Annotated in this window: 4 protein-coding genes; 2 read left to right on the top strand and 2 right to left on the bottom strand. The window is 44.8% G+C overall.

The window, feature by feature from the left end:
• Window positions 1-3,260: VWA domain-containing protein (locus GXP65_RS24205; protein ID WP_162093906.1), on the top strand; the 3,260-nt coding region annotated here is incomplete at its 5' end.
• A 116-nt stretch (window positions 3,261-3,376) separates the two neighbouring features.
• On the opposite strand, the gene GXP65_RS24200 is transcribed toward GXP65_RS24205, so the two are convergent.
• A complete protein-coding gene (locus GXP65_RS24200; RefSeq protein WP_045452297.1) occupies window positions 3,377-4,003 on the bottom strand; it encodes an OmpA family protein in 627 nt (208 codons plus the stop codon).
• 1 nt (window position 4,004) lies between these two features.
• Window positions 4,005-5,321: a TolC family outer membrane protein gene (locus tag GXP65_RS24195; RefSeq protein ID WP_005426598.1), complete on the bottom strand. Its 1,317-nt coding sequence runs from the start codon at window positions 5,319-5,321 to the stop codon at window positions 4,005-4,007.
• A 402-nt stretch (window positions 5,322-5,723) separates the two neighbouring features.
• Between GXP65_RS24195 and GXP65_RS24190 the strand changes: the two genes are divergently transcribed.
• Window positions 5,724-8,442: Calx-beta domain-containing protein (locus GXP65_RS24190; protein WP_275898101.1), on the top strand; the 2,719-nt coding region annotated here is incomplete at its 3' end.

Genomic DNA, 8,442 nt, shown 5'->3' with positions numbered 1-8,442 from the left:
CAGATTCAACTCTGGACGCAGATACGAAAGAAGCGACAGTTTCCATTACTGATGCACAACATGCTCCAGAGTTTATCTCTGATGGTGACAATCCCGGTGATGCGCCGAACAATGATGTATATGACTTCGGTTCAGTGAACGATAACAGCGTTAGCGGCACGGTTGTAGGTAAGGTCACTGCCGAGGATAAAGATAGCGACGATCTAGTTTACAGTTTTGCTGATGGTTCTACGACAAGCGGCCTATTTGATATCGATCCGTCTAGTGGCGAGATCTCACTGAATAAGGCAATCGATGATGTTGATTTAGGAGATTATCAACTTCAGGTTAAAGTTGTGGATGGAACTGGTGGGTCAGATATCGCAGAGGTTAATGTTTCACTTGTAAACGTGAATGATGCGCCTGAAGCAGCGCCTTCCAATGTGACTACTCTTGAGGACTCTCCAGTGGCTCTGGATTGGTCATCGTTCGGTGTCTCAGATGTTGATTCTGATTCAACAGTATTGTCAGTTCAAATCACAGCGCTCCCTGTCAATGGTCTACTTGAGTACAAAGATGCCCAAGGAAAGTGGCAGTTAGTGACGGAAAATCAAATCCTAAATAAGTCATTGTTTGATTCCGAGAGCGTGCGTTTCACTCCAGAATCAAACGAGTCTGGCGATGATAGCTTTATCGGAAATGACATAGGTGATCAGGCCAGTACCTATGCCCAGATTGGCTTTAAGCCAACGGATGGACAAAGTTTTGGTCAAGAATCTGCGCTAACTATCGATGTTACTCCTGATGCAGATGCGCCGACAGTCACAATCACCGTTGGCGAGTTGTCAAAAAGAGATGCTGTTGATTCAAACCACGGTTTAATCACTTCTACTATCGATAATACGCCAGTACAGAATGAATCTATCGCAACTGGATTGGGACTTGATAGCGTTTACCAAGAAGATAACCCACCAGCAAACGTTATGCTTGGTAATAATAACGATATATCAGACACTGACAGTTTGTTTGTAGGTACGGACTATAACGACACCTTCTATGGTGGCGGCGGTGACGATGTTTTTGTCGGCGGTGGTCACAATGATTCTTTCTACGGCGATGATGCTTCTACCAATACGACGTATGATGGTAAAGATACTGTTTATCTCACTGGTAACTTCAGTGATTACGAGTTTACCTTTAAGAATAACCATGGCGGCGATGTTCCGTACTGGATTTTCTTGGATAACCGCTCTATCGACTCGGTTAATGATAATACAGGGCAAGAAGACCGCGGTGATCACTTATACGAAATTGAGCGCGTTGTTTTTGCAGATAAAGTCGTTGAGATCAACCCTGATGGTACTTACGAGGTACTACAAGACCGTTGGATTCCTGTAGATATTGATGTGGATTTGGTCGACGTCGATGGCAGTGAAAACTTAAATCAGACCGTCTTAGTCGAAGGCCTTCCTTCTGATACAGAGCTTTATGTAAATGGTCAGCTCATCACTTCAGAACCTTCAGGTGGCTACCTTGTAAATATCGATGCACAAGGACAAGCATCATTAGAGATTAAAGTGCCTTTTGATTATGAAGGTAGCTTCAACTTCCCAATTAGTGTAACGGCAACATCGGTAGAAACTTCTAATAACGACGCAGCTGTAACAACAGAATCGGTAGATATTTCTGCCCGCGAATTTGAGCTTAAATCGGGTTCTCATGGTGACGACCTGATCAAAGGTAGCTCAGATAACGATCTCATTGTTGGTGATGTTCAAGGTATAGAGATCATTGCGGGCCAGGACTATAACATTGCGTTCGTTCTCGATACTTCGGGCAGTATGGGAAGTTGGGTTGGAAGTGCAAAAGATGAGATTCTCGATGTCTTTGATGAGCTACTTGCGTCTGTAAACCAAGGTGTGGCACCGGGAACTGTAAACATCATGCTCTCTGAGTTTGCGACTGGTGCAACGAAGGTTATAGAAGTCGATTTAAGCTCAGGAACAGCAAGAGCTGATTTCGTTGAAGAGCTCAATACGATCGATGATTACGGTAGCGGTAATACCAATTATGAAGCAGGTTTGCAGTCCGCTGTAGAGTGGTTTGGTGGCCAACCTAACTCAGAAGGTGACAACATCACTTATTTCATCACAGATGGTGAACCGAATGTGATCTCCGAACTGAAAAATACTCAGGAAGTTAATTTTGACAAAGTTCTGTTAGATGTTGATTCTCAGGGTAATCTTGTCACTCTAGATGAGGTACTGACTGATAATCAGTACGTATTTGGTGACGAGCTTTACTATAAAGGGGAGCTACTGGTTGAGTCTGATGGCACGGTTTACTCTCCATTAACAGGCCAAAATTTGGGTGAAATCGATCAGTCTCAGAATGGTAAGCTTGTCTACGATGACGAGTATTCGACGATAAAACAATCTCAACATATGTATCAAGTGCTCGCGCTACTTTCTAGCGTAGAGACTGTTGGCCTTGGCAATGGTATCGATGAAAGCACATTACAACAATACGATACCGATGGTGTTGTTGATTCAGAGATTGATGTTACCAACCTTGCTGAGACGATACTTGGTCAAGGCGTGCCATTGAAACAAGGTTCAGATACGATTCATGGTGATGATGGTGATGACATTTTGCTCGGCGATTTAATTGAGTTTGGTGGTAACGAGCAAGGCATTAGCGCTATCCAGTCGCACGTCGCGCAAGAAACAGGGCAGGATATTTCAACAGTTGATGCTGAGGCGATTCACGCTTATGTCAAAGATAATATCGATGAGTTTAATCAGAATCATCAGGGTGATAAAGTCGATATGCTTTATGGAGAGCAAGGCGATGATATCTTGTTTGGTCATGGTGGGAATGACATCCTAGTCGGTGGCGAAGGAGATGATATCCTGATCGGTGGAGCTGGAGATGATATCTTTAAGCTAATTGATGACGGCTCTGGTATTCGTGATGGGGAAGTAGATACGATAAAAGACTTCACGGAAGGTGAAGATAAGATTGATATCTCTGACTTGCTTCATACGGATGACTTTGATTCTGTCGACTCTTTATTGGCTAATAACGAGATTGGTCTTGAAGCCGATGGTGATAACCTGATTCTAACGATTTCTGAATCAGATGGTTCGTCGAGCCAAAAAGTCGTGATCGAGGGTGGTTCAAATCAATACAGTGAGCTCTTAATCGACGGTTCTTTATCTCCAGCAGATGGTTCCGCCATCCTTAACGACCTGCTAAAAATCAATAACGACATCACGTAGTTATTATTCACCAAACGGAAGGAGAGAAAGTACAGCTTCCGATTGCCTTAAATCCAACTAAACAAAAGGTCTAGCAGTATGCTAGACCTTTGTCTTTGGCATTTAAACTAACAACACTAACTCTTAGGTAGCGTTGTGAAAATCGTCCACTCCTTCTCAATTTCACCTTTATAGCCAACTACGGTAGCGGTTACCCGGCGGTTAAGTGCGTGGCTGGTTTCGTCCGTGCCTTGAGATGCAAGATTGGTCTCTCCAAATCCGACAATACGTAAACGCTCAGGAGTGATACCGTTATTAATTAATTCTTGCCTCACACTTTCGGCTCGTCGTTTTGAAAGTGCAAGGTTATATTCGTCTGTACCAGTGATACTTGTATAACCTTGTAGTTCGATTGATGTAGTCGGGTATTCTTTTAGGAAGTCGGAAAGGTCGCTGATTTGTTTAGCAAAAACTGGGTCGATCTCAGATGAATCATTAGCAAACAAGACGCGGATCTGCATTTGCTGAGATGACTTTGCATATCTACCGCATCCATCATTATCAATTTCTGAGCCTTCCGCAGTGCCCGGACAGAGATCTCGTGCATTGATAACACCATCACTGTCATCATCGATCAAATCGGCGATCTGATCTGCATTGGGAGTCTCTATGTATTCATATTCGTCGCCTGTCTCTCTATTCGAGTTAGAGCCGCTGCATGCTGAAATCAAACAAACCATGAACAAAATAGGTATTATCTTCATATTAATACTCCACTTTCTCTAGCCACTCTTGCGGGATGTCGATACGCAATGAGTTAAGCAGTTGTCCAGTTGCGTTCATTACGCGGTATTTTGCGTACTGTTCAGCGTACTTCGCATCCAAATAATCTTTACGTGCTTCGAAGAGCTCGTTTTCCGTGTTGAGTAAGTCTAATAATGTTCGCTTGCCAATACGATATTGTTTCTCGTAGGCAATAACCGTTTTGGCTGCAGAGTCAACATGGTCAGACAAGAATTCTTTTTGTTGTAAAGTTAAGTCCAACGCGCTCCAGGAAAGCCTTAATCCTTCTTCCACATTTTGATAGGCGCCTTCACGTAAGTCTTTTGCTTTATTCAGTTGGTAGGCAAAGTTCTCGGAGTTGGCTGCATCACTGCCGCCATTATATAAGTTGTAACGGAGCCTAAGCATAGCGAGTGTCTCGTCGCTTCTGCCTTTCAATCCATCGGCATCGTCACGCCAAGTTTGAGATGCCTCAATTGAAAGCGTAGGGTAGTTGACCCCTTTAGATTGCTTGTACTGGAATTTGGCTGAGTCTACATCAGCAAGCGCCACTTGAATCACAGGATGTACCTCGAAGGCTAGGCCAATAGCATCATCGATTGTGTACGGAAGAAAGTTCTCATCAGCTCTCGGGAATATCAAGCCTTGAGGGCTCTGTCCAACAAGTCGTGTGAACATAGTGTGGGAATCGAAGAGGTTATTTTGTGCAGCGGCTAAATTACCGTGTGCTTTTGCTAAACGCGCTTCCACCTGAGTTAAATCCGCCGTCGAGCCAATCCCTGAATTAACGCGTTTTTGAATGTCTGTATAGATTTTCTTGTGTACTGCTAAATTGTTCTCAGACAGGGTGAGAATTTCATAGGCTTTAACCGCATCTAAATAAACGCTCGTTACTTCAAGTGCAGTATCAGACGCGTCTGCTAAGAGTTGAAACCTTACAGATTCAGCGTCTGCAGCCGTTCGGTCGATATCGTTGAGTGTCGCGCTCCCATCCCAAATTAGCTGGGTCAAAGTCACCGATGCCTCTTTCCTTGTATAATCAGTATCCCCTCGACCGCCTTCATCTGATGGGTCCAAGCCTTCATAGCCAATTCCAGCATCAAGATCGATTGAAGGCAGGTATGCACCGGATGCCGCCTCATTAATATACTTACGACTATTGAATTCGTTAAAAGCGCTTTTTATGTCCGGGTTGTTTTTGAGTGTGAGTGCGACCGCTTGTTCTAAAGTTTGACCGAAAACGGATGGAGATAACATCAAACTACAGCAACAAGCGATTTTTAGTCGATTCCATTTCACGGTGGTCCTCCTAGAAAATTGGTATTGCTTTTTGATATTTCATCTCATTAGTGAGACGAAATGGCACAAATATCAGCTATTTGTTGATTGAATTATCAACGTCCTGCTAACCCTAGGCTTTTATTCAGAAAATCCAGTGACTCGCCTTATAAAACCTTAGCACATATGAGAGATGTTGCTCATTTGTTCGCAGGTTCCTTTTGGAAGAAAAGTCAGAATTCTTAATACCATAGCGTCCTTCTCCGTATTTTGACGTTCATGTCAAGCAAACCCCGCCCCTTGGGTTTCTCTATACTTTGACGCCCTTACGTACAACGAAAAAGAAATGATTTTGACTAAACTATAGTCGTATTTGTTGGGGTGACAAATTTGTGACGATTAGGGAATTTTGGTGAGGTAGCTATGGATCGTGTAGCCTTTAGCTCTTTAATGAGCAATATCGTTGTGATTGGGAATAACGGTGAAATCAAGACACTGGAGCCGGGACAGCTTCCTGCGCCAGGGGAACTGGTGATTACCGAAATATCGGACACGTCAGAGCTTGTTTTTGAGCAAATCACACCACAGGGCAGCTCAATTAATGTCACGGATGATATCACCGCTCTGATTGAAGCTATCGCGGCAGGGGAAGACCCAGCGCAAGTAGAAGGGGACTTTGAAACAGCGGCTGGTGAATCTTCGGGTTCCAGTCCTCAAACCACTGGGGCAGTTGATCGTATAGGTGCAGAATCATTAGCGAGCACTGATTTCGAAACAGTGGGCACATCTATCGCATTGTCTGAGACTCAAGAGCTTTCTCTTCTGGATCTTCTTCGTGAGCAAACCATCCCAGCGCAAACCATTGTCCAAGAGATATCGAGCCCAACGATAAGTGAAGGACAACAAGCCACGTTCGACGTAACACTTGATCAACCGCTACTAGAAGATACAAATGTTGTTCTTACACTTAATGAGGGGACAGCTGAGGGCGGAACAGACTATGACGATAATATCGTCACTATTGTGTTCGAAGACGGCACTTCAGAGGACGTAAGCGTTGACGAAAATGGCGCGTTTACCGTTACGATTCCCGCTGGAGAGCGGTCTTTTAGTGTCTCCGTAAATACCACTGATGATGATCTATTTGAAGGAAACGAGATCTTTACCCTAAACGGTGGAACTGATGGGCAATCAGAGCCTGCAACCGGTGTTGCTACGATAATTGACGATGGGTCTGGTCCTGGCCCAACCCCAGATGATGATCGGCCTACTGTCGTATCCATCACTGACACCACTGTAAACGAAGGTGATGCTGCCACCTTGGACGTGACACTCTCAAACCCAAGTTCAATAGATACGACGGTAATCATGAACCTTGCAGACGGTACTGCAGAAGGTGGCATTGATTACACAAACACATCGGTGACAATCACTTTCGAAGATAACAGTTCGCAGGTGATAGCTGTAAACCCTGACGGTAGTTTTGAAGTTTCCGTTTCTGCAAATGACACCTCTTACAGCGTGACAATCAATACAACGGACGATGACATTTTCGAGGGGGCAGAGACCTTTGAATTGTCTGGTTCTACACCCAATCAAAACGGAACACAAAGCGGCACTGTTACGATAGTGGATGACGGTACAGGCCCAGATCCAGACGATGATCGTCCAACAGTATCTATCAGTGATGCAGGCACCATTAACGAAGGTGACACGGCGAACTTCGTTGTGTCATTAACTAATGCTTCCGAAGACGATGTTCAAGTTGAACTTGGTCTTAACCTTGGTGACACCGAAGTCGGTGACCTTGGCACACTAGAGTACAACACAGGTTCAGGTTGGGTCGCGGTACCAAACGATGGTGTGGTAACCGTGCCAGCTGGACTGACAGAATTTGATGCCCGAATTGCGTCGATTGACGATGAAGTCTTTGAAGGTCCAGAAAACTTTACCGTAGACGTAACCGGTCTTGGTGCAGTTCAAGGTACTGACACTGGTACCGCGACTATTGTGGATGATGGCTCCGGTCCAGGCCCAGATCCAGACGATGATCGTCCAACAGTTTCAATCAGTGATGCTGGCACGATTAACGAAGGTGATACCGCCAACTTTGTTGTGTCATTAACTAATGCATCTGAAGATGACGTTCAGGTAGAACTTGGCCTTAATCTTGGTGACACCGAAGTCGGTGACCTTGGAACCCTTGAATACAACACAGGTTCAGGTTGGTTAGCGGTACCAAACGATGGTGTGGTAACTGTACCTGCAGGACTTACACAGTTTGATGTCCGAATTGCATCGATTGACGATGAAGTGTTTGAAGGTCCAGAGAACTTCACCGTAGACGTAACCGGTCTTGGTGCAGTTCAAGGGGCAGATACGGGTACCGCGACTATTGTGGATGATGGCTCCGGTCCAGGCCCAGATCCAGACGACGACCGCCCAACTGTTACATCTATTACCAGTACCACTGTAAATGAAGGCGAAGTCGCGACTTTAGACGTTACCTTAAGTAATGTAAGTACGACCCCTACAGTGGTGAATATGACCCTTGCAGATGGAAGTGCGGAAGGTGGGGTGGATTACACCAATACACTGGTTACTATTACTTATGAGGACAATACCACTGAAGTTATTAATGTAGAGCCTGACGGTAGTTTTGTTGTAACAGTGCCAGCAAACGATTCTGCATATAGCGTCACAATGAGTACGACTGATGACGAGCTTACAGAAAATACAGAAACATTTACCCTATCAGGTGCTACGGATGTTCAAGGTGTCCCGGCAATAGGTACTACGACTATTATCGACAACGATGCCCAACTTGTAGCTTCTATTTCTAACGAACTCATTAATGAAGGCGAAGCAGGAACATTTGATGTAACGCTAAGTAATGCCAGTGATACAGACTCTATAGTCAGCATGACACTCGCTGATGGCACTGCAGACGGTGGCGCAGATTACACCGATACACAAGTGACGATAACTTATGCGGACAACAGTACCGAAGTTGTTGCAGTAAATCCTGATGGTTCGTTCGATGTCACCGTGCCTGCCAACGACACCACATACAGCATCACCGTTAGTACAACGGATGATGACCTGTTCGAAGGCCCTGAAACCTTTACATTGTCCGGTGCAA

It is taken from the genome of Vibrio sp. LB10LO1 (assembly GCF_010092875.1).
GTDB lineage: Bacteria > Pseudomonadota > Gammaproteobacteria > Enterobacterales > Vibrionaceae > Vibrio > Vibrio campbellii.
The sequence above is the reverse complement of the archived record's forward strand: the minus strand, read 5'-3'. Positions and strand labels throughout refer to the sequence as shown.

What these genes read in the sequence shown, in the direction of transcription:
- GXP65_RS24200 (WP_045452297.1), bottom strand. Translation starts at nt 4,003, where the DNA reads ATGAAGATAATACCTATTTTGTTCATGGTTTGTTTGATTTCAGCATGC.